22 protein-coding genes are annotated in these 22,486 nt (G+C 67.2%); all 22 read left to right on the forward strand.

Annotated elements, in window-relative coordinates:
• Positions 1-95: 95 nt before the first annotated feature.
• Entirely contained in the window at positions 96-1,202 is a 1,107-nt protein-coding gene (locus BST15_RS00220) for a homogentisate 1,2-dioxygenase (RefSeq protein WP_046188491.1), read from the forward strand.
• A complete protein-coding gene (locus BST15_RS00225; RefSeq protein ID WP_046188490.1) occupies positions 1,199-2,383 on the forward strand; it encodes an alpha/beta hydrolase family protein in 1,185 nt (394 codons plus the stop codon). The genes BST15_RS00220 and BST15_RS00225 overlap by 4 nt, the downstream gene beginning before the upstream one ends.
• Positions 2,380-3,585 (forward strand): CaiB/BaiF CoA transferase family protein, encoded by a 1,206-nt coding sequence (locus tag BST15_RS00230; RefSeq protein ID WP_046188489.1) that lies wholly within the window; start codon positions 2,380-2,382, stop codon positions 3,583-3,585. Before BST15_RS00225 ends, BST15_RS00230 begins: the two co-directional genes overlap by 4 nt.
• Entirely contained in the window at positions 3,582-4,487 is a 906-nt protein-coding gene (locus tag BST15_RS00235) for a hydroxymethylglutaryl-CoA lyase (RefSeq protein WP_046188488.1), read from the forward strand. Before BST15_RS00230 ends, BST15_RS00235 begins: the two co-directional genes overlap by 4 nt.
• Before the next feature lie 8 nt (positions 4,488-4,495).
• A complete protein-coding gene (locus BST15_RS00240) occupies positions 4,496-5,110 on the forward strand; it encodes a TetR/AcrR family transcriptional regulator (protein ID WP_083070755.1) in 615 nt (204 codons plus the stop codon).
• 24 nt (positions 5,111-5,134) lie between these two features.
• Positions 5,135-6,376: an acyl-CoA dehydrogenase family protein gene (locus BST15_RS00245; RefSeq protein WP_046188486.1), complete on the forward strand. Its 1,242-nt coding sequence runs from the start codon at positions 5,135-5,137 to the stop codon at positions 6,374-6,376.
• Entirely contained in the window at positions 6,373-7,350 is a 978-nt protein-coding gene (locus tag BST15_RS00250; protein ID WP_046188485.1) for a phosphotransferase family protein, read from the forward strand. The genes BST15_RS00245 and BST15_RS00250 overlap by 4 nt, the downstream gene beginning before the upstream one ends.
• Positions 7,347-7,697: a DUF6285 domain-containing protein gene (locus BST15_RS21965; RefSeq protein WP_165757086.1), complete on the forward strand. Its 351-nt coding sequence runs from the start codon at positions 7,347-7,349 to the stop codon at positions 7,695-7,697. The genes BST15_RS00250 and BST15_RS21965 overlap by 4 nt, the downstream gene beginning before the upstream one ends.
• An 87-nt stretch (positions 7,698-7,784) precedes the next feature.
• Entirely contained in the window at positions 7,785-8,189 is a 405-nt protein-coding gene (locus BST15_RS00255) for an Rv3143 family two-component system response regulator (RefSeq protein WP_234708210.1), read from the forward strand.
• Between the two features lie 328 nt (positions 8,190-8,517).
• Entirely contained in the window at positions 8,518-8,895 is a 378-nt protein-coding gene (locus BST15_RS00260; RefSeq protein ID WP_046188482.1) for an NADH-quinone oxidoreductase subunit A, read from the forward strand.
• A 23-nt stretch (positions 8,896-8,918) separates the two neighbouring features.
• Positions 8,919-9,473, forward strand: coding sequence for a NuoB/complex I 20 kDa subunit family protein (locus tag BST15_RS00265; protein ID WP_046188481.1), 555 nt, complete (start codon positions 8,919-8,921; stop codon positions 9,471-9,473).
• On the forward strand, positions 9,470-10,165 hold the full coding sequence (locus BST15_RS00270; RefSeq protein ID WP_082104073.1) for an NADH-quinone oxidoreductase subunit C: 696 nt from the start codon (positions 9,470-9,472) through the stop codon (positions 10,163-10,165). Before BST15_RS00265 ends, BST15_RS00270 begins: the two co-directional genes overlap by 4 nt.
• Positions 10,165-11,478: an NADH-quinone oxidoreductase subunit D gene (locus tag BST15_RS00275; RefSeq protein ID WP_046188479.1), complete on the forward strand. Its 1,314-nt coding sequence runs from the start codon at positions 10,165-10,167 to the stop codon at positions 11,476-11,478. The genes BST15_RS00270 and BST15_RS00275 overlap by 1 nt, the downstream gene beginning before the upstream one ends.
• Positions 11,479-11,537: 59 nt before the next feature.
• Positions 11,538-12,317: an NADH-quinone oxidoreductase subunit NuoE gene (nuoE, locus tag BST15_RS00280; RefSeq protein ID WP_046188496.1), complete on the forward strand. Its 780-nt coding sequence runs from the start codon at positions 11,538-11,540 to the stop codon at positions 12,315-12,317.
• Entirely contained in the window at positions 12,314-13,651 is a 1,338-nt protein-coding gene (gene nuoF, locus BST15_RS00285) for an NADH-quinone oxidoreductase subunit NuoF (RefSeq protein ID WP_046188478.1), read from the forward strand. Before nuoE ends, nuoF begins: the two co-directional genes overlap by 4 nt.
• Positions 13,648-16,047 carry an NADH-quinone oxidoreductase subunit G gene (locus BST15_RS00290; RefSeq protein WP_046188477.1) on the forward strand — a complete coding sequence of 800 codons (2,400 nt, stop codon included), beginning with the start codon at positions 13,648-13,650 and terminating at the stop codon, positions 16,045-16,047. Before nuoF ends, BST15_RS00290 begins: the two co-directional genes overlap by 4 nt.
• The gene (gene nuoH / locus BST15_RS00295; RefSeq protein ID WP_046188476.1) at positions 16,044-17,273 is read left to right on the forward strand and encodes an NADH-quinone oxidoreductase subunit NuoH; all 1,230 of its coding nucleotides are present in this window, start codon (positions 16,044-16,046) and stop codon (positions 17,271-17,273) included. The genes BST15_RS00290 and nuoH overlap by 4 nt, the downstream gene beginning before the upstream one ends.
• Positions 17,266-17,835 (forward strand): NADH-quinone oxidoreductase subunit NuoI, encoded by a 570-nt coding sequence (gene nuoI, locus BST15_RS00300; RefSeq protein WP_046188475.1) that lies wholly within the window; start codon positions 17,266-17,268, stop codon positions 17,833-17,835. The genes nuoH and nuoI overlap by 8 nt, the downstream gene beginning before the upstream one ends.
• Complete coding sequence (locus BST15_RS00305) at positions 17,835-18,656, forward strand: NADH-quinone oxidoreductase subunit J (RefSeq protein ID WP_046188474.1); 822 nt, start codon at positions 17,835-17,837, stop codon at positions 18,654-18,656. Before nuoI ends, BST15_RS00305 begins: the two co-directional genes overlap by 1 nt.
• The gene (nuoK, locus tag BST15_RS00310; RefSeq protein ID WP_024442457.1) at positions 18,653-18,952 is read left to right on the forward strand and encodes an NADH-quinone oxidoreductase subunit NuoK; all 300 of its coding nucleotides are present in this window, start codon (positions 18,653-18,655) and stop codon (positions 18,950-18,952) included. Before BST15_RS00305 ends, nuoK begins: the two co-directional genes overlap by 4 nt.
• 14 nt (positions 18,953-18,966) lie before the next feature.
• Complete coding sequence (gene nuoL / locus BST15_RS00315) at positions 18,967-20,907, forward strand: NADH-quinone oxidoreductase subunit L (RefSeq protein ID WP_046188473.1); 1,941 nt, start codon at positions 18,967-18,969, stop codon at positions 20,905-20,907.
• A complete protein-coding gene (locus BST15_RS00320) occupies positions 20,904-22,484 on the forward strand; it encodes an NADH-quinone oxidoreductase subunit M (RefSeq protein ID WP_046188472.1) in 1,581 nt (526 codons plus the stop codon). The genes nuoL and BST15_RS00320 overlap by 4 nt, the downstream gene beginning before the upstream one ends.
• Positions 22,485-22,486: the final 2 nt, after the last annotated feature.

Raw genomic sequence — 22,486 nt, forward strand, 5'->3', positions numbered from 1 at the left:
TGCGTCTGGTCGCCCACCGCACTGCACCCTTGCCGCGGACCAAAAGAAAAAGTAATGTTGCTTTTACTTTTGCTGTCGATCCCCGGGAGTCGCTGATGGAATCCTTTGTCCACCTGCGCAAAGGCACCACACCGCGCCGCATCCACGCCGACCTCGACGGCCTCAAAGACGACGAACTGGGTCGCGGAGGCTTCACCGGGCGCACCGCCAACATGTACCGCCGCCACGACCCCACCGCCTATCGCGCCGAAGGCCCGCTGCGGCCGGTCGACGTCCTGGCCGCGCTCCTGGCGCCCACCGACGCAGCCGACGCCGCGGGCGACCCGCTGCTGCTGTTCAGCAATGCCGACTGCCGCATCAAGCTGTCGCGGCGCAGCGCCGCCATGCCGTTTCACGTCCGCTACGTCGACGGCGACCTGCTGTGCTTCGTGCACGCCGGCTCCGGGCGACTGGAGACCGAATTCGGCCCGCTGGACTACCGCGAGGGCGACTGGCTGTATCTGCCCAAGGCGACCACCTGGCGGCAGCTTCCCGCCACCGAGTCGACCTGGTTGATGATCGAGGCCACCGACGAATTCCAGGTGCCGCCGCCGGGTCCGTTGGGCAGGCATTTTCCCTTCGACCCCTCGCTGGTGGTGATCCCCGAACCGGGCCCGGCCGAGGAAGACCCCTTCGGTGACGGACGTGACAGCTACGAAGTCCGGCTCATCCACGACGGCGGGCCGACAACGCTTCACTACCAACACAATCCGCTCGACGTAGAGGGCTGGCGCGGGGACAACTTCGCGTTCTCGTTCAACATCGCCGACTACAACGTGATCACTTCCGAAAGCGTGCACCTGCCTCCCACCGTGCACCTGTTCATGCAGGCCACCGGGGTGTATGTGATGAACTTCCTGCCCAAGCCCGCCGAGACCGTGCCCGGCACCGAACGCACCCCCTGGTACCACCGCAACGTCGACTACGACGAGATCGCGTTCTTCCACGGCGGATCGCTCTACGGGATTCCCATGCCCCCGGGCCTGATCAGCCACGCACCCCAAGGCGTGCACCACGGCGCGCCGGAGAAGGCCCGCGAAAGGTCCCGGCGAAAATTCGATGAATACCAACGGGTGGACTGGCAAGTCATCGCCATCGACACCCGGCGCCGTCTCACGCCCTCCCCCGAAGTTCTCGCCGCCGACCTAGGACAGCACGCATGACCGTCAAGCACGACTACGACCGAATCCCCTACCTGATTGCCTACCAGAACAATTCGGGTGTCCGCGACGTCTATGGCGGCGTCGCCGAATTGGTGGTTCTGGAGAGCTATCTGCTGCGCCCCAGATCCGCACCCAGCGACACCGTGCTGGTGTTCATGCACCCGATCGGCGGCGGCGCCTATCTGCCGATGGTCAATGCCCTGGCCCGCGCCGGACACCACGTCATCTACTGCAACAGCCGGTTCCGCGGCACCGACTCCGCGCTACTGATGGAGAAGGTGGTCGAAGACCTCGGCGAATGCATCAAAGACGCCAAGAACCGACTGGGCTACCGCAAGGTGGTGCTGGCCGGCTGGAGCGGCGGAGGTTCGCTGTCGCTGTTCTACCAACAGCAGGCGCAGCACCCGACGGTGACGGCAAGCCCCTCCGGTGACGGCCCCGACCTGACCAAACTGAACCTGATCCCGGCCGACGGTGTGATGCTGCTCGCCGCACACATCAGCCGCCACGGCACGCTCACCGAATGGCTGGACGCGTCGATCCTCGACGAGTCCGACCCCACCAAACGCGACCCGGAACTGGACCTCTACAACCCGGACAACCCCAACCAGCCGCCCTACAGCGCGGAGTTCCTGGACCGCTACCGGGCCGCCCAGATCGCCCGCAACCGCAGGATCACCGCCTGGGTCAAGGCGAAGCTGGCCGAGTTCACCGATGCCGGCCTGCCGGATCAGGAGTTCGGGTTCGTCGTGCACGGCACCATGGCCGACCCGCGCTGGCTGGATCCGACGGTCGATCCCAACGATCGCACCCCAGGAAGTTGCTACCTGGGCGAGCCCGCGGTGGTGAACATGAGCCCGGTCGGGTTGGCCCGGTTCTGCACGCTGCGCAGCTGGCTGTCGCAATGGAGCTACGACGACGCCCACGGCGACGGACTGGACTGCGGAGCAGATATCGCGGTGCCCACCCTGGTGATCGGCAACCTCGCGGACGACGCCTGCACACCCAGCCACACCCGCCGACTGTTCGAGGCCATCGGCACCGGCGATAAGGCGATGCATGAAATCCCCGGCGCCAACCACTATTACGCCGGCCCGGATCAGCGCGACGCGCTGCGACAGGCCGTAACGATCGTCAGTGATTGGCTGGCCCAGCATGATTTCGTAGGCTCGTCACAATGAACACCACAGGTGCGCTGGACGGGATCCGTGTTCTGGAGCTCGGCACGCTGATCTCCGGCCCCTTCGCTGGGCGACTGCTCGGCGACATGGGCGCAGAGGTCATCAAGATCGAACTGCCCGGCAGGCCCGATCCGCTGCGCACCTGGGGGCAAGCCGAAGTCGACGGCCACCACTTCTTCTGGACCGTGCACGCCCGCAACAAAAAGGCCATCACCCTGGACCTGCGCACCGAGAAGGGCCGCGCACTGTTCCTTGAGCTCGTCGAGAGATCCGACATCGTCGTGGAGAACTTCCGCCCCGGCACGCTGGAGCGCTGGGGACTGGGCTTCGATGTACTGCATCGGCACAACCGGGGTCTCATCCTGGTGCGGGTCTCGGGCTACGGGCAGACCGGGCCGGACGCCCACAAGGCCGGCTACGCCTCGGTCGCCGAGGCCGCCAGCGGACTGCGCCACATGAACGGCTTTCCCGGCGGTCCGCCGCCGCGGCTGGCACTGTCCCTCGGCGACAGCCTCGCAGGCATGTTCGCCGCCCAAGGTGCCCTCGCCGCGCTGTACCGCCGGAGCGTCACCGGCGTGGGCCAGGTGGTCGATGTCGCACTGACCGAATCCTGTTTGGCCATCCAGGAATCCACCATCCCCGACTACGACGTCGGCGGCGTGGTCCGCGGGCCGTCCGGCACCCGCCTGGAAGGCATCGCCCCCTCCAATATCTACCAGTCCGCCGACGGCAGCTGGGTGGTGATCGCCGCCAACCAAGACAGTGTCTTCGCCCGGCTGTGCCAGGCCATGGGACAGCCAGAGCTGACAACCGACCCGCGGTTCGCCGATCACGGCGCGCGTGGCCGCAATCAGGACGAGCTCGACGCGATCATCGGCGCATGGGCGGCCCAGCGGGCACCCGATGCCATCATCGCGACGCTGAGCGATGCCGGCGTGATCTCCGGACCCATCAACACCGTCGCAGAGGTGGTCAAGGACCCGCAGCTGTGGGCCCGCGGCATGCTCGCCGAGCACTGGGACGAAGGCGCCGAGCGCACCGTCTTGGGACCCGGTGTCATGCCCGTGCTCTCGGAGAGCCCCGGCACCATCCGCAACGCCGGGTCGGCCCGGCCCGGCCAGCACAACGACGAGGTCTACATCGAGCTGCTCGGCAAGACCGATGCGGAGCTGGACGACCTACGCAGGGAGGGCGTGCTGTGAGCACACTGCCCCGCCACGTCGCGATCCGCGAGGTCGCGCTGCGCGACGGCCTGCAGATCGAAGCACCGATCCCGTTGAGCGCCAAGCTCGAACTGCTGGCCGCGATCGCCGCCACCGGTGTGCGCGAAGTCGAGGTCACCTCGTTCGTCTCCCCCACCAAGGTCCCGGCCCTGGCCGATGCCGCCGAGTTGGCCGCCGAACTGTGGCGCTACCCCGGCCTGGAGTTCTCCGCGCTGGTCGCCAGCCCCGGCGGTGCGGCACGGGCGGTGGCGGCCGGACTGAAGTCCATCGAGTACGTGGTGTGCGCCTCCGACGAGTTCAGCACCGCCAACGTGGGGCGCCCCACCGCACAGGCCGTCGCGGCCACCACCGACATCGCCGGAATCGCCCATGATGCCGGCGCCTCGGTGGAGGTCATCATCGCCACCGCCTGGGACTGCCCGTTCGAGGGCCCCACAGATCCCGGCCGCGTCACCGACATCGCCGCATCGGCACGGGCGTTCGGGGTCGACCGGCTCGCCATCGCCGACACCATCGGCACCGCCACCCCGCGCCGGGTCACCGACCTGATCGCAGCGGTCCAGCCGCTGATCGGCGACATCCCGCTGGGGGCGCACTTTCACAACACGCGCGGTTCCGGGTTGGCCAGTGCCTACGCGGCAGTGCAGGCCGGCATCACCCGCCTTGACGCCTCGGCCGGTGGTCTCGGCGGCTGCCCGTTCGCTCCGGGCGCCACCGGCAACATCGCCACCGAAGACTTGGTATACCTGCTCGGCGACTGCGGCATCGACACCGGAATCGACCTGGACGCCGCCATCACCGCGGCAGGCGTGGCCAGCACCGTCGTCGGCCACGGGCTGCCGAGCGCCCTGCTGGCCGCCGGCGACCGGAAGCGGGACTGAGCGCCTCGATGTCTACCCAGCGGGAGCTCAGCTCGAAGGGCCGCCTGACGCGCGGCGCCATCGAGCAGGCCGCCCGAGAACTGTTTGCCGAACGCGGTTTTCACGGCACCACGCTGGCCGACATCACGTCGGCCGCCGGAAAATCCACCGCGGTGCTCTACCGGTACTTCCACGACAAGGAAGACCTGCTGGCCGCGTTGGCCGAGTCGTTTCTGACCCAGGTGGTGGAACCGTCGGGCCTGAAGATGCGACTGCCGGAGTCCCCGGAAGACACCGAGTTCTTCTCGTCGGTGGCCAGCGCCTACTGGGCCATGTTCAAGCCGAACATCGGCGTCATGATCGCGGTCGCGCAGCTGGCGGCGACCAGTGAACGTTTCGCCGCACTGCAGAACGAGTTCCGCCGGTTCGGCATGGAGATCGTCGCCGCTTCGGTGCGCCACGCCCAACAGCAGGGCTACGGTGCCGACCTGAACCCCGATCACATCGCCGCCGCCATTGCGCTGCTGTTCGAGAACTTCACCGTCGTGTTCGTCGGCCCCTCAGGACCGGGCTGGCAGATCAGCGACAGTGACGCCGTCGCGACGCTGGCGACGATCTGGCGAAAGACCCTGTACGGCCGATGACCGCTGAGAACTGAAGGAGCCGCCATGGATTTCACACTTCCGGACCACCTTCCCGGCCTGCTTGCCGAGATGGACGACTTCATCGAGCGCGAGATCGCTCCGCTGCAGGCCGACCACATGCAGTACTTCGACCATCGGCGCGAGTTCGCCCGCACCGACGTGGAGAACGGTGGCACACCCCGGCGCGAGTGGGAGGAGTTGCTCGACGAGATGCGCCGCCGCGCCGACGCGGCCGGCTGGCTGCGTTATGGGCTGCCGGCCTCACTGGGTGGCCGCGACGGCAGCAACGTCGACATGGCGGTGATCCGTGAACACCTGGCGCACAAGGGGTTGGGCCTGCACAACGATCTGCAGGACGAGTCATCGATCGTCGGGAACTTCCCCCAGGTGATCATGATGGAGCGGTTCGGCACCGACGAACAACGCCGCGAATTCTCCCAGGCCATGATCACCGGCGAGCGATCGATGGCCTTCGGCCTCACCGAACCCGACCACGGCTCGGATGCCACGTGGCTGGAGACCCGCGCCGAGCTCGACGGCGACACCTGGGTGATCAACGGCGCCAAGCGCTTCAACACCGGTGTGCACCGGGCCACCCACGACCTGGTGTTCGCTCGCACCTCCGGCGAAGCCGGCTCGGCTCGCGGGATCACCGCCTTCCTGGTGCCCACCGACACACCGGGCTTCAGCGTTCCGTTCTACTGGTGGACCTTCAACATGCCCAGCGATCACGGCGAGGTCGAACTGCGCAATGTCCGGGTGCCCGCCGAGGCGGTGCTCGGTGAGGTCGACGGCGGCCTGGAGGTGGCTCAGACATTCCTGCACGAGAACCGGATCCGGCAGGCGGCCTCCAGCCTGGGCGCAGCGCAGTACTGCATCGACCGCGCCGCGGACTACGCCCGGCAACGCATCGTGTTCGGCAAGCCCCTGTCGGTGAATCAGGCGGTGCAATGGCCACTGGCTGAACTGCAGACCGAAGCCCAGATGGTGCGACTGCTGGTGAACTATGCGGCCTGGCACCTGGACCGCGACCATCACCTGGAGGTCTCCGACAAGGTATCGATGGCCAACTACCGGGCCAACCGGCTGGTATGCGAGGCCGCCGACCGCGCCATCCAGATTCACGGCGGCATCGGCTACACCCGCCATGAGCAGTTCGAGCACATCTATCGGCACCACCGCCGCTACCGGATCACCGAGGGCGCCGAGGAGATCCAGATCCGCCGGGTCGCGCAGCGACTTTTCGGGTTCGACCGACGGCGATGACCACCGAACAGCTGGCACACCGGCTGGCCGACGTGCTGGCACCGGCGCTGGGCCCCGTGAGCGTCAAGGACCTGCGCGCCTTGACCGGCGGGGCCAGCCGCATCACCTGGGCTTTCGATGCCGTCAACGGCACCGACGCGCCTCGCTCGTTGATCCTGCGGACCGGTCCACTCGAGGAGCTCTACGCCAGCATGGAACTCGAGGCCCACGCGCAACGCGTCGCGGGCGCATCCGGCGCTCCGGTACCGAACGTACTGATCGCCGACAACTCCCCTGCGGCACTCGGGAACCCGTACCTGATCTGCGATCTGATCGAGGGCGAGACGGTGGTGCGCCGCATCGAGCGCCAACTCGACGACGCGGGACGCACACGCCTGTTGGACCAGTGCGCACAGGCACTGGGCGCCATTCATCGGGCCGACCCCGGCGCGGTCACGCTCAGCGCAGAAGACCAGCTGTCCGCATGCCGCGCCCAGCTCGATGCCCTTCCCGACACCACCGCCCCCTTCGAGTGGGCCCTGCGCCGGCTGGCCGCGGATCGGCCAGCACCGGTACCCGCACAGCTGGTGCACGGTGACTTCCGGATGGGCAACCTCATGGTCTCCGGCGCCGGAGACCTGGCCGCCGTGCTCGACTGGGAGCTGGTGCACCTCGGCGACGGCGTTGAGGACCTCGCCTGGTTCTGCCTGCGCGCCTGGCGGTTCGGCGCACCACCCGAACGCGGCGCCGGCGGACTCGGTGATGTCGATTCGCTCTTGGCCGCCTACGCGCAGGCCACCGGCGTACACGTGGACCCGAGTCGGTTCGACTGGTGGCTGCTGCTGGGCACGCTGCGATGGGGCATCATCTGCCGCTACCAGGCCCAACGTCACCTCAGCGGCCAAACCCGCTCGGTGGAACTGGCGACCATCGGCCGCCGGGTCTCCGAAACCGAATGGGACCTGTTGCGGCTGCTCGACGGGGTCCGGCCGTGAGCGCCGGGGACCGGCGGCCCACCGCGGCCGAACTCGTCGCCGCGGTCACCGAGTTCCTGGACACCGCCCTGGTGCACCGTGACAGCGACGCTGCCACCGACGGCCAGGTCCGCTTCCACGCCCGGGTGGCCGCCAACGCGCTGCGTATCGTCGAACGCGAGCTCAACGACACCACCGGCGCCGTGGTCCAGGATGCGTTGACCGCCCTGGGCTTCAGCGACGAGGCGCAGCTGGCTGCGGCGATCCGGGCCGGCGACCTCGATGACCAGCCCGAAGCGGTCAGCGCATGCCTGTACACCCTGGTACGGCATCGACTCGCGATCGACCATCCTGGGTACGCCCAGTAGTCCGTAGAGTGACTGCGCGACAACCACTTCGACAGTGCTACGCCAAACCCGGTATATCGGCAGGGTATGCGCAGTAGCATCTGCACCGTGTCCGACTCCACCGCTGCGCTGCGAATACTTGTCTACAGTGACGACGCCGCGACCCGTGCTCGGGTGATCGCCGCGCTGGGCCGGCGGCTGCACCCGGACCTACCGGAACTGAGTTACGTCGAAGTCGCAACCGAGCCGGTGGTGATCCGTCAGATGGACGCCGGCGGCATCGCCCTGGCCATCCTGGACGGCGAGGCCACACCGGCCGGCGGAATGGGCATCTGCAAGCAGCTCAAGGATGAGATCACTCCGTGCCCGCCGATCATGGTGCTGACCGGCCGGGCCGATGACGCATGGCTGGCCAAGTGGTCACACGCCGACGCCGCGGTCGCGCACCCGCTGGACCCGATGGCACTGAGTCACGCGGTTCTGGGCCTGCTCCGCACACCGACGCCCAGCTAATACCGCAGTCCCAGCCTCACCCCTGCTGCGTCGAGCCTCGCTGAACTGCCCAAACCACACGGCAGTCCCAGCCTCACCCCTGCTTCGTCGAGCCTCGCTGAACCGCCCAAACCACACGGCAGTCCCAGCTTCACCTCTCCTTCGTCGAGCCTCGCTGACCTGCCGGGTTAGGGCAGCCTCAGCTCCGAAATCCCCTGTCCCCGTTACCGCTACAGGTGATGCCCGTCACAGTTGTCCGCAATTTCGGATTCTTCCCAACCGCCTGGTTGCCTCGGGCTAGGCTGTGCCTGAAGTCACATCGGCTCCCGGAAGGGAACTACGTCACTGCATGAACCTGTACCTGCCGATCCTGGTCCTCGCCGCGCTCGCCGCCGGATTCGCCGTATTCTCCGTGGTCGCCACCACGCTCGTGGGTCCATCCCGCTACAACCGATCGAAGCTCGAGGCCTACGAATGTGGCATCGAGCCCACTGACCAGCCGGTCAGCGGGCCGCACGCCCCGCCTGGACAGCGCTTCCCGGTGAAGTACTACCTGACCGCGATGCTGTTCATCGTCTTCGACATCGAGATCGTCTTTCTCTACCCCTGGGCCGTTGCCTTCGACGGACTCGGGGCGTTCGCGCTCATCGAAATGGTGTTGTTCGCCCTCATCGTGTTCGTCGCCTACGCCTACGTCTGGCGGCGCGGCGGCCTGAACTGGGACTGATTGGAAGTAGGCGGGCTTAGGAAATGGGATTAGAAGAGCAGCTCCCCAGCGGTCTCCTGCTGTCCACCGTGGAAGACCTCGCAGGATACTTCCGCACCGGCTCGCTGTGGCCGGCCACCTTCGGGTTGGCCTGCTGCGCCATCGAGATGATGTCGACGATGGCGCCCGACTACGACTTGTCCCGCTTCGGGATGGAGGTGTTCCGGGCCTCACCACGCCAGGCCGACCTGATGATCGTCGCGGGCCGCGTCAGCCAGAAGATGGCACCGGTACTGCGCCAGATCTACGACCAGATGGTGGAACCCAAATGGGTGTTGTCCATGGGAGTGTGCGCATCGTCGGGCGGCATGTTCAACAACTACGCGATCGTGCAGGGAGTGGACCATGTGGTCCCGGTCGACATCTACCTGCCCGGGTGCCCACCCCGGCCCGAGATGCTGATGTACGCAATCCTCAAGCTGCACGAGAAGATTCGCGCGATGCCCCTGGGAGTCAACCGGGAGCAGGCGATCACCGCGACTGAGCAGGCCGCCTTGTCGGCACCGTCCACCTGGGAACTGAAGGGGTTGCTGCGGTGAGCGAGGCAGACGACGCGGGCGCCGGCGCACCCGAAGACGTGATCAAGGTCCGCCACGGCCTGTTCGGCGCCGCGGGAACCGGCGACACATCCGGCTACGGGCGTCTGGTGACCGAGGCCGTCCTGCCCGGCGAGACCCCGCGGCCCTACGGCGGCTACTTCGATGAACTCGTCGACACCCTCTCCGAGGCCCTGCAGCGCACCGGCATCGTATTCGCCGATGCCGTAGAGAAAGTCGTGGTGTACCGCGGCGAGCTGACCCTCTACATCGATCGCGCCGCGCTGCCCGCGGTGGCCCAGCTGCTGCGCGACGAGCCGGCCCTGCGATTTGAGCTGAGCCTGGGAGTCTCCGGCGTGCACTACCCCGGCGACACCGACCGCGAGTTGCATGCGGTCTACCCGCTTCGATCCATCACCCACAACCGCCGCGTCCGCTTGGAAGTCGCTGCCCCCGATGCAGATCCGCACATTCCTTCGCTGTTCGCGGTGTACCCGACCACCGACTGGCACGAGCGGGAGACCTACGACTTCTTCGGGATCATCTTCGACGGGCATCCCTCGTTGACCCGCATCGAGATGCCCGACGACTGGCACGGCCACCCCCAACGCAAGGACTACCCGTTGGGCGGCATCCCGGTGGAGTACAAGGGCGCGCAGATACCGCCGCCAGACCAGCGGAGGGCGTACAAGTAATGAGTACCGAGACGCCGCACACCGTTCTCAATGTCGGTGGGCAGGAATGGGATCAGGTGGTAGAGGCCGCCCGAGCGGCCGACCCCGGCGAGCGCATCGTCGTCAACATGGGCCCACAGCACCCATCGACGCACGGCGTGCTGCGACTGATCCTGGAACTTGAGGGCGAGACGGTGACCGAGGCCCGCTGCGGCATCGGGTATCTGCACACCGGCATCGAGAAGAACCTGGAAAACCGCTACTGGACCCAGGGCGTCACGTTCGTGACCCGAATGGACTACCTGTCACCGTTCTTCAACGAAACCGCCTACTGCCTAGGTGTGGAGAAGCTGCTCGGCATCACCGAGGAGATTCCCGAGCGCGCCAGCGTCATTCGGGTTCTGATGATGGAACTCAACCGGATGTCTTCGCACCTGGTCGCGCTCGCTACCGGCGGCATGGAGCTCGGCGCACTCACGGTGATGCTGTTCGGCTTCCGGGAACGTGAACTGGTCCTGGACATTTTCGAGGCGATCACCGGCCTGCGGATGAACCACCAGTACGTCCGCCCCGGCGGGGTGTCGGTAGACCTGCCCGACCAGGCGATCCCGATGATTCGCGACTTCCTCAAACTGATGCCCCAGCGGCTCAAGGACATCGAGGACCTGCTGACCGAGAACTACATCTGGAAGGCCCGCACCCGAGGGGTCGGCTACCTCGACCTGACCGGCTGCATGACGCTGGGCATCACCGGTCCGGTGCTGCGCTCGACAGGCTTGCCCTATGACGTGCGTCGCGCCGAGCCGTACTGCGGTTACCAGGACTACGAGTTCGAGGTGATCACCGATGACGGCTGTGATGCCTACGGCCGCTACCTGATCCGTATCGCAGAGATCAAGGAGTCCCTGAAGATCGTCGAGCAGTGTGTGGAGAAGTTGACCAAGCTGCAGGGAGAGCCGGTCATGGTCGCCGATCGCAAGATCGCGTGGCCGGCCGACCTGACCATCGGCCCCGACGGCCAGGGCAATTCGCGCGAGCACATCGGCTGGATCATGGGCCATTCGATGGAGGGACTGATCCACCACTTCAAACGTGTCACCGAAGACCTCTGGGTGCCGCCCGGTCAGGTGTTCGTCTCGGTCGAGTCGCCCCGTGGCGAATTGGGGGTGCACATGGTCAGTGACGGTGGCACTCGCCCCTACCGGGTGCACTACCGGGACCCGTCGTTCACCAACCTGCAGGCGGTGGCCGCCATGAGTGAGGGCGGACTGATCGCCGACGTGATCGCCGCGGTCGCCAGCATCGACCCGGTCATGGGCGGGGTGGACCGGTGAGCGCGGCAGGCGGCGAGATCGACAAGGTCGGCGTGAACAAGACCGGACGCGGCCGATTGATGCCGCCGACCGCCGGCACCGACGGCACCCGGGTCTTCCTGCAGCTGGGCCGGCAGCCCGAAGAGCCCAATCAGTTCAACCATCCCGGCGCCCCCAGCGCCTACTCCCCCGAGGTGCGAGCCGCGCTGGAGGCCGACGCCAAGGAGATCATCGGGCGCTACCCGCAGCCACGTTCAGCGGTCCTGCCGCTGCTGCACCTGGTACAGGCCCAAGACACCTACGTCACCCCGGCCGGCCTGTCGTTCGTCGCGGAACTGCTCGGCCTGACCACCGCAGACGTCGCCGGGGTCGCCTCGTTCTATTCGATGTACCGGCGCGATCCCACCGGCACCTATCTGGTCGGGGTCTGCACCAACACGCTGTGCGCGGTGATGGGCGGCGACGCCATTTACGCGGAACTCCAAGAACATCTGGGCGTCGGCAACGATCAGACCACCGCCGACGGGTCGGTCACGCTGCAGCACATCGAGTGCAACGCCGCCTGTGACTACGCGCCGGTGGTGATGGTCAATTGGGAGTTCTTCGACAACCAGACCCCGGAATCGGCGCGCGAGCTGGTCGACCGGCTGCGCGACGGCGCCGAGGTGCGTCCCACCCGTGGGATGCCGCTGTGCAGTTTCGCGGCGACCGAACGCATTCTCGCGGGCTTTGCCGATGAGCGCCCCGACGACGGCCAAGGTGGTGCCGGCGCCGCGACGCTGGCCGGCCTGCAGGTGGCACGTGAGCGTGGAATGGCCGCGCCGGAGCCGGGCAGCAACACCAGTGGGGGCGAGAAATGACACTTGCCGAGGGCACGCCGCTGACCCCGGTCCTGAGCAGCTACTGGGACGAGCCGGAGTCGTGGACGCTGGCGACCTACCGTCGCCACGACGGCTATGCCGGCATGAAGCGGGCGCTGTCGATGACCCCCGACGAGGTCATCGAGCTGGTCAAAGACTCAGGACTGCGCGGCCGGGGCGGCGCCGGATTCTCCACCGGCACCAAGTGGTCGTTCGTCCCGCAGGGCACCGAAGGAGCGGGCGCCAAACCCCACTACCTGCTGGTCAATGCCGACGAGTCCGAGCCGGGCACCTGCAAGGACATGCCGCTGCTGATGGCGACGCCGCACGTGCTCATCGAAGGCATGATCGTGTGCTGCTACGCAATCCGTGCGCGCCACGCCTTCATCTACGTCCGCGGCGAGGTGCTGCCGGTGGTGCGACGGCTGCAGGCCGCGGTCGCCGAGGCCTACGCCGCGGGACTGCTGGGCAACGACATCGGCGGCAGTGGCTTCGACCTGGACATCACCGTGCATGCCGGGGCCGGCGCCTACATCTGCGGTGAAGAGACCGCGCTGATCGAATCGCTGGAGGGCTACCGGGGACAGCCCCGGCTGCGCCCGCCGTTCCCCGCGGTGGCCGGTCTCTACGCCTCGCCGACGGTGGTCAACAACGTCGAATCGATCGCCAGTGTGCCCTCCATCCTGCGCAACGGACCCGAGTGGTTCCGGTCCATGGGAACCGAGAAGTCCCGCGGGTTCACGTTGTATTCGCTGTCCGGGCACGTCAACCGGCCCGGACAGTACGAGGCGCCGCTGGGTATCACGCTGCGCGAACTGCTCGGCTACGCCGGCGGGATCCGCGACGGCCACCGACTGAAGTTCTGGACGCCGGGTGGGTCGTCAACCCCGATCCTGACCGAGGAGCACCTCGACGTGCCGCTGGACTACGAGGGTATGGCGTCGGTCGGTTCGATGTTGGGCACCAAGGCATTACAGATCTTCGATGAAACCACCTGCGTGGTGCGCGCGGCGGGTCGCTGGTCGGAGTTCTACAAGCACGAGTCCTGCGGAAAGTGCACGCCGTGCCGGGAGGGCACCTACTGGCTGGTGCCCATCTACGAGCGCCTCGAGACCGGGCGCGGCACCCCCGAGGACCTCGACACCCTGCTGGACATCGCCGACGTGCTGTTCGGGAAATCGTTCTGCGCCTTGGGTGATGGCGCGGCTATGCCGGTGAAGTCCTCGATCCAGTACTTCCGTGACGAATACATCGCCCACCTTGAGGGGGGCTGCCCGTTCGACCCGAAAGCGAGCATGTACGTGGCAGGCGGATCTGACGGCGGTGTGGCGTGACCCAGACATCTCAGCCGGGTGCCCAGGAGTTGGTAACACTCACCATCGACGACCAAGAGGTCACCGTGCCCAAGGGCACCTTGATCATTCGCGCCGCCGAACAATTGGGCATCGAGGTCCCCCGGTTCTGCGATCATCCGCTCCTGGACCCGGTGGCGTGGTGCCGGCAATGCATGGTCGAGGTGGAGGGCCAGCGCAAGCCGCAACCGTCGTGCGCGGTGGCGGCCACCGACGGCATGGTGGTGCGCACCCAGCACACCTCCCCCGAAGCCGATCAGGCTCAGCACATGGTGATGGAGCTGCTGCTGATCAACCACCCGCTGGACTGCCCGACCTGCGACAAGGGTGGCGAATGCCCACTGCAGAACCAGGCAATGGCCCACGGCCGCACCGAAACCCGCTTCGAAGAGACCAAACGTCACTACCCCAAACCCATCAACATCTCCTCGCAGGTGCTCCTTGACCGGGATCGCTGCATCCTGTGCGCCCGCTGCACCCGCTTTTCCAACGAGATCGCCGGCGACAAGCTCATCGAGATGATGGACCGCGGCGCGCTGCAGCAGGTCGGCATCTACAGCGACACACCGTTCGACTCCTACTTCTCGGGCAACACCGTGCAGATCTGCCCAGTGGGAGCCCTCACCGGCGCCTCCTACCGGTTCCGGGCCCGCCCGTTCGACTTGGTGTCCACCCCGACCGTCTGCGAGCACTGCGCGGGCGGCTGCGCCGAACGCACCGACCACCGACGGGGCAAGGTTCTGCGCCGGCTGGCCGGGGAAGACCCGGACGTCAACGAGGAATGGAACTGCGACAAGGGCCGGTGGGCTTTCACCTACGCCACCCAGGGCGACCGGATCACCACGCCGCTGGTCCGCGACGACAGCGGAAACCTGGTCCCGACGTCCTGGCCGCACGCCGCGGCGGTAGCGGCACGAGGGCTGGCCGCGGCGCGCGGTCAGGCAGGTGTCCTGGTGGGCGGCCGGGTATCGGCCGAAGACGCTTACGGCTACGCCAAGTTCGCCCGGCTGGCGCTCGACAGCGACGACATCGACTTCCGGGCACGCCCGCACTCCACCGAAGAAGCCGCGTTCCTGGCCACCCAGGTGGCGGGCCGCGGCATCGAGGTCAGCTACGCCCAGCTGCAGGCCGCCCCCGCAGTGCTGTTGGCCGGGCTGGAGCCCGAGGAAGAGGCACCGATGGTCTTCCTGCGGCTGCGCAAGGCAGCCCGCAAGAACGCCACCAAGGTCTTCAGCCTGGCCCCGTTCGCCGACCGCGGGCTGACAAAGATGCTGGGCACACTGCTGACCACCGTTCCCGGCGGTGAGGCGACAGCGCTGGACGGCCTGCACGACGGCGACATCGGACAGGCGCTTCGCCAACCCGGCGCAGTCATCCTGGTCGGCGAACGGCTGGCGGGATCGCCGGGCGCCCTCTCGGCGGCGATCCGGCTGGCCGAGGCCACCGGGGCCGGCCTGGCCTGGGTGCCACGGCGCGCCGGAGAACGCGGTGCCCTGGACAGTGGAGCGCTGGCGGGCCTGCTACCCGGCGGGCGTCCGCTGACCGACCCGGCGGCACGGGCCGAGGTGGCGCAGGCATGGGGGCTGGCGAGCCCCGACGACCTGCCTTCGCAGGCCGGGCGTGACACCGACGCCATCTTGGCGGCCGCAGCCGACGGGGCTCTAGGTGCACTGCTGGTCGGCGGGATAGAACCAACTGACCTGGCCGACCCGGCGGCGGCGCTGGCGGCCCTGGACTCGGTCGAGTTCCTGGTCAGCCTGGAGTTGCGGCACAGCGCCGTCACCGAACGCGCCGACGTGGTGCTGCCGGTAGCGGCCGCCACCGAGAAGTCCGGCACCTATGTCAACTGGGAGGGGCGCCACCGCCGGTTCGGTGTTGCGCTCGGTGACACCGGTTCCCTGCCCGACCGGCGGGTGCTCGACGTCATCGCCGAGGAGATGGGCATCGCGTTGGGACTTGCCACGCTGGAAGCGGCCCGCGACGAGCTGGCGGCGCTGGGCGCCTGGTCAGGTGAACGGCCCGCCGGCCCCGACGCGGCCGCCGGTACCCCACCGCAGCCCGGTGCCGGTGAGGCGGTGCTGGCCGGTTGGCGCATGCTGCTCGACAAAGGACTGATGCAGGACGGCGAACCCAACCTGGCCGGTACCGCACGCACACCGGTGGTGCGGCTGTCGGTGTCGACGGCCGCCGAGATCGGCGCGGCGGAGGCGGATTCGGTCACGGTGAGCACCGCGCGCGGCCGAATCACCTTGCCGCTGAGCATCACCGACATGCCCGACAACGTGGTGTGGCTGCCGCTGAACTCGGCGGGCTCGGCGGTACACCGGGACCTGGGGGTCAGCCCCGGCGCAACAGTACAGATTGGACGCACACCATGAGCGATCCTTTGTGGTTGATGCTGGTCAAGGTGCTGGGCATCTTCTTGTTTCTGCTCTTGACGGTTGTGCTGGCCATCGTCATCGAGCGAAAAGTCGTGGGCCGCATGCAGATGCGTCCCGGCCCCAACCGCGTCGGCCCTAAAGGCTGGCTGCAGAGCCTGGCCGATGCCATCAAGCTGGCGCTTAAAGAGGACATCACCCCGTTCAACGTCGACCGCGCAATCTACGCGCTGGCCCCGATCATCTCGACCGTGCCGGCCATCACCGCGTTCGCGGTGATCCCCCTGGGCCCGGAAGTCAGCATCTTCGGTCATCACACCGCGCTGCAGCTTGCGGACCTGCCGATCGCAGTGCTGTTCGTGCTGGCGATGTCCTCGATCGGGGTCTACGGGATCATCCTGGCCGGGTGGTCGTCCGGCTCTGTCTACCCACTGCTCGGCGGCATCCGCTCCACCGCCCAGGTGATCTCCTACGAAGTCGCGATGGGCCTGGCGTTCGCGTCGGTGTTCCTCTATGCCGGCACCATGGCGACCTCGGGCATCGTGGCGGCCCAGGATCGGATGTGGTTCGCCTTCCTGCTGATGCCGGCGTTCCTGGTCTATCTGACCGCGATGGTCGGTGAGACCAACCGGGCGCCCTTCGACCTGCCCGAAGCCGAAGGCGAACTGGTCGGCGGATTCCACACCGAGTACTCCTCTTTGAAGTTCGCCCTGTTCTTCCTCGCCGAGTACATCAACATGACCACGGTTTCGGCCGTGGCGGTCACGCTGTTCCTCGGCGGGTGGCACGCGCCGTTCCCGCTCAACATGTGGGCCGCGGCCAACACCGGCTGGTGGCCGCTGTTGTGGTTCACGCTCAAGCTCTGGGGCTTCATCTTCGTCTACATCTGGTTGCGGGGCACCCTGCCCCGGCTGCGCTACGACCAGTTCATGGCGCTGGGCTGGAAGATCCTCATCCCGGTGGCGCTGGCCTGGGTGCTGGTCGCCGCGGGAATGCGCACCCTGCGCAATAGCGGCTACGAGCATTGGCAGCCTGCGCTGGCCGCCATCAGTACCGTGACCACCCTCGTAGTCCTGGTGTTCCTCCATCGGCGATTCAGCGCGCTCAACGCCCGCCTCGACGAGTCCACCGCCGCGGTCCCCACCGTCGCCACCGAGGGTTCGTTCCCGACACCACCGCTGCCCCAACGCGGTTCACCGCGGATCAAGGAGGACGTCAATGGCTAGCCTGCGAGACGCCCTGGCCGGGTTCGGCGTCACCTGGAAGACGATGTTCAAACGGCCGATCAACGACGGCTATCCCGAGAAGAAGAAGCCGACGGCGCCGCGCTACCACGGCCGCCACCAGCTCAACCGGCATCCGGATGGGCTGGAGAAGTGCATCGGGTGCGAGCTGTGCGCCTGGGCGTGCCCGGCCGACGCCATCTATGTCGAAGCCGCCGACAACACCGACCAGGAGCGCTTCTCCCCCGGCGAACGTTATGGCCGGGTGTACCAGATCAACTATCTGCGCTGCATCGGCTGCGGACTGTGTATCGAGGCCTGCCCCACCCGGGCACTGACCATGACCAACAACTACGAGATGGCCGCCGACAACCGCGCCGAGCTGATCTGGGAACGCGACCAACTGCTGGCCCCGCTACAACCCGGCATGATCGCGCCGCCGCACGCGATGCCACCCGGCGCCACCGAGAAGGACTACTACCTGGGCAGGGTGAGCCCGGCCGGCCTCGATGAGGACCCGGACCTGTTCGTCATGCTCGACCGGGTGAAGCAGGGTAAAGCCTGATGAGCACCACACTGGCGGCCGCCGACATCGTGGTGCGCACCTCAACCGGGGAAGCGGTCACTTTCTGGGCGCTGGGCGTTATCGCCGTGATCGGTGCCATCGGCGTGGTCACCGCCGCCAAGGCGGTGTACTCGGCCCTGTTCCTGGCGATGACGATGCTGATCCTGGCGGTGTTCTACTTCGTCCAGGACGCGATGTTCCTCGGTGTGGTGCAGATCGTCGTCTACACCGGCGCGGTGATGATGCTGTTCCTGTTCGTGATGATGCTGATCGGTGTGGACTCCGCCGAATCACTGGTGGAGACCCTGCGCGGCCAGCGCACCGCTGCCACCCTGGCCGGGATCGCGTTCGGGATCCTGCTGATCGCCGGGATCGGCGGTGCCACCATGCACCTGCAGCGCATCGGCACGCCCGCTGCCGCCGACTCCGGCGCGGCCGACCTGAGCCAGCAGAACGTCGAGGGCCTGGCCGCGCTGATCTTCACCCGCTACCTGTGGGCATTCGAACTCACCAGTGCACTGCTGATCACCGCGGTGCTCGCCGCCATGGTGCTGACACACCGCGAGCGGTTGCAGCCGCGAATGACGCAGCGGGAGCTGTCCATTCAACGCTTCCAATCCGGCCGACGGCCGACACCGCTGCCCACCCCCGGCGTCTACGCCCGCCACAATGCCGTCGACATCGCCGCGCTGCTGCCCGACGGGAGCTACTCGCCGCTGTCAGTGTCGGACACCTTGACCCACCGCTGGGTCGGCGCGACGGGCAATGCGGCACACGCCGAGGCCGACAGTGCCGCCGACAGGGAGGACGCGGGCCAGTGAATCCGGAGAACTATCTCTACCTGTCGGCGATGCTGTTCACCATCGGAGCCACCGGAGTGTTGTTGCGACGCAATGCACTGGTGATGTTCATGTGCGTCGAACTGATGCTCAATGCCGCCAACCTGGCATTCGTCACCTTCGCCCGGCTGCACTCCCAGCTCGACGGCCAGATGGTGGCGTTTTTCACCATGGTCGTCGCCGCCTGCGAGGTGGTGATCGGCCTGGCCATCATCATGACGATCTTCCGGGCCCGGCGATCCGCCTCGGTCGACGACGCGAACCTACTGCGCGGCTAGGAGTTGGGGAGCCTATGACGAACGTGAGCCAGTTGAGCTGGCTGCTGGTAGCCCTGCCCACGGCCGGTGCACTGATCCTGCTACTCGGCGGTCGCCGAACCGACCGATGGGGTCACCTGCTGGCCTGCGTCACCGTGCTCTCCTCCTTCGGGATCGGGCTGGCGCTGCTGGCCGACATGCTGGGCCGAGACGGCGAAGACCGGGCCATCCACACGCATCTGTTCAGTTGGGTTCCGGTGGGCGCCCTGCAGGTCGACTTCGGCATGCTGGTCGATCAGCTCTCGATCTGCTTCGTCCTGCTGATCAGTGGCGTCGGCTCGTTGATCCACATCTACTCGACCGGCTACATGAAGCACGACCCCGACCGCAGGCGCTTCTTCGCCTACCTGAACCTGTTCGTCGCGGCGATGCTGCTGCTGGTCGTCGCCGACAACTATCTGGGCCTGTATGTCGGCTGGGAGGGCGTCGGTCTGGCGTCCTACCTGCTGATCGGATTCTGGTACACCAAGCCGGTGGCTGCCGCGGCCGGCAAGAAGGCGTTCGTCTCCAACCGGGTCGGCGACATCGGACTGTCGCTGGCCATGTTCGTGATGTTCGCCGGTTTCGGCACGTTGTCCTTCGAGGGCCTGTTCGGCGCGGTCGAGGACGCGGGACCGAGCGGGCTGACCACCGCCATCGGCTTGCTGCTGCTGGTCGGGGCGTGCGCCAAGTCCGCGCAGGTTCCGTTGCAGGCCTGGTTGTTCGATGCCATGGAGGGTCCCACCCCGGTCTCGGCGCTGATCCACGCCGCCACCATGGTGACCGCCGGTGTGTACCTGATCGTGCGGTCGGGCCCGGTGTTCGATCTGTCGCCGGACGCCCGGCTGGCGGTGGTCGTCGTGGGGGCCCTGACCCTGCTGTTCGGGGCGATCATCGGCTGCGCCAACGACGACATCAAGAGGGCGCTGGCGGCGTCCACGGTCAGCCAGATCGGCTACATGGTGCTGGCCGCGGGCCTGGGGCCGGCCGGCTACGCGGTGGCGATCATGCACCTGCTCACCCACGGATTCTTCAAGGCCGGGCTGTTCCTGGGCTCGGGCTCGGTGATGCACGGAATGAACGACGAACAGGACATGCGCCGCTACGGCGCGCTGCGCAGCTTCATGCCGGTCACGTTCGCCACCTTCGGTCTGTGCTACCTGGCGATCATCGGAGTGCCGCCGTTTGCGGGCTACTGGTCCAAGGACGCCATCATCGAGGCGGCGTTGGCCTCCGGCGGCACGCGCGGCTGGGTGCTGGGAGCCGTCACGATCCTGGGCGCCGGGATCACCGCCTTCTACATGACCCGGGTGATGCTCATGACGTTCGGCGGAGAGCGTCGCTGGGCCGCCGACGAGAGCGAGGTGAGCGCGGAGCGGGCACTGCAGCATCCGCACGAGTCGCCGCGGGTGATGACCTGGCCGATGATCGTCCTCGCCCTGGGCGCGGTCTTCGCCGGGGCGGCCCTGGCCATCGGCGGGCGCTTGGAGCATTGGCTGGAGCCGGTGGTGCGCTCCGTGGCGGCGGTCGCCGACCACGAGGCCGCCCACGCCATCCCGGCCTGGCTGACCGGTGCGATCACGCTGGGCGTTGTCGGGCTCGGAGTTGCCGTGGCCTACAACATGTACGGCCGCAAGCCGATACCGGTCACCGCACCCACGGACGTGTCCGCACTGACGGTCGCGGCCCGCAAGTATCTCTACGGCGATGCCATCAACGAGGAGGTGCTCATGCGTCCGGGAAACCGACTGGCTCAGGCCTTGGTCACCGTTGACGACCGGGTGGTGGACGGTTCGGTCAACACGACCGCCGGGCTGGTGGCGCTCGCGTCATATCTGGTGCGGCGACTGCAGACCGGGTTCGTGCGCTCGTACGCGTTGACGATGCTGGCCGGCACGGTCCTGGTGGTCGCGGTGGTGTTGGCGGTGCAGCTGTGAACACCAACGGACTGCCCCTGCTGAGCCTGCTGTGGCTGGTGCCACTGGTCGGCGCCGGACTTGTCATCGTGTTGCCTGCCGGGCGGGCCGGCCTGGCCAAATGCGTAGGTCTGCTGGCGAGTTTCGTGACGTTGGCGGTGGCGGTCGTGGTCACGGCCGAGTTCGACACCACCCCGGTGGCCGCGCCGTATCAGTTCGTGGAGTCCCACCGGTGGATTCCGGCGTTCGGGGCGAGCTACACACTGGGTGTGGACGGAATCGCGGTGATTCTGGCGTTGCTGACCGCCGGCCTGGTGCCACTGCTCATGCTGGCCGGCTGGAACGACGGCGATACCGACGGCACGGGACTGCGCAGCCGGGGCCCGCACGCGTTCACAGCACTGATATTGACCGTCGAGGCGATGGTGTTGATCTCGTTGGTCTCACTCGATGTGCTGCTGTTCTACGTGTTCTTCGAGGCGATGCTGATCCCGATGTACTTCATGATCGGAGGATTCGGCAACGGAGCCAAGCGATCACAAGCTGCGTTGAAGTTCCTGTTGTACAACCTGTTCGGCGGCCTGATCATGCTGGCCGCGGTCATCGGGGTGTACGTGGTCAGCTCCGGCGAAGGGACCTCCGGCGGCACGTTCGACTTCCGGGAACTGGTCTCGATGTTCTCCCCCGCGACCACCACCGTGGACCCGGGCGTCCTCAAACTGCTGTTCGCCGGCTTCATGTTCGCCTTCGCGGTCAAGGCCCCGCTGTGGCCACTGCACCGCTGGCTGCCCGATGCCGCCGTGGAATCCACCCCGGCGACCGCAGTGCTGATGATGGCGGTGATGGACAAGGTCGGCACCTTCGGGATGCTGCGTTACTGCCTGCAGCTGTTCCCGGATGCCTCAACGTATTTTCGGCCGGCCATCATCGTGCTGGCAGTCATCGGCGTGGTCTACGGCGCGATGGTGGCCATCGGCCAGCGCGACATGATGCGACTGATCGCCTACACCTCGATCTCGCACTTCGGGTTCATCATTCTGGGGATCTTCGTGATGACCAGTCAGGGGCAGAGCGGTTCGACGCTGTACATGCTCAACCACGGACTGTCCACGGCGGCACTGTTCCTGATCGCCGGGTTCCTGGTCGCCCGCCGTGGCGGCGCCCGGGCGATCTCCGACTACGGCGGCGTGCAGAAGGTGGCGCCGGTGATGGCGGGAACCTTCATGGTGGCCTCCATGGCCACCCTGTCGCTACCTGGGCTGGCCCCGTTCATCAGCGAATTCCTGGTCCTGGTCGGCACATTCAACCGCTATTGGGTTGCCGCTGCCGTGGGCTCCACGGCGCTGGTGCTGTCCTCGATCTACATGCTGTGGCTGTATCAACGGGTCATGACCGGCCCGGTCACGCACGAGAATGAGGGCATCCGAGATCTGGTGCCCCGCGAGCTGCTTGTGGTCGCGCCGTTGATCGCCCTGCTGCTGTTCCTCGGTTTCTACCCCAAACCCGCACTGGACATCATCAATCCGGGCGTCGCGCACACCTTGACCACCATCGGTCAAACCGACCCGGCACCGCTGACCGCTGAGGGGGCGCACTGACC

The sequence above is a fragment of the Mycolicibacter arupensis genome, assembly GCF_002086515.1.
Classification (GTDB): domain Bacteria; phylum Actinomycetota; class Actinomycetes; order Mycobacteriales; family Mycobacteriaceae; genus Mycobacterium; species Mycobacterium arupense.